The sequence below is a fragment of the Rhodovarius lipocyclicus genome (genome assembly GCF_009900765.1).
GTDB lineage: Bacteria > Pseudomonadota > Alphaproteobacteria > Acetobacterales > Acetobacteraceae > Rhodovarius > Rhodovarius lipocyclicus.
This window is the reverse complement of sequence record NZ_JAAABL010000106.1, coordinates 1-250: the sequence shown is the minus strand read 5'-3', so window position 1 is coordinate 250 and position 250 is coordinate 1. Positions and strand designations below refer to the sequence as shown.

Below are 250 nucleotides of genomic sequence, written 5' to 3'. Positions count from 1 at the left end.
CGTCCCGAACTCACCGCCACCGCCAAAAACTTACAGAATGCGGCATGCTCAGGCGACGCCGACGCTGAAAGCCGGTCAACCAGCCCATCCGGCCGCTTTCTGAAACCGCTTTTCAGCAGCCTGCTAGGAGAGCGGGTTATCCCGGCAGAGTTTGAGCAGGAGGCGAGTAAGGTTCCTGGCTCTGTTGTTGTACCTGAACTCGCACTCCTTGAGGTGCAAGTGGAAGGTGGCGCGGCTGAGCCCCCGGAAG

At 60.4% G+C, this 250-nt stretch carries 1 pseudogene; it reads right to left on the bottom strand.

Annotation, left to right across the window (positions count from 1 at the left end):
• Positions 1–123 precede the first annotated feature (123 nt).
• A pseudogene (locus GT007_RS22705) lies at positions 124–250 on the bottom strand (IS1595 family transposase); the annotation flags it as partial.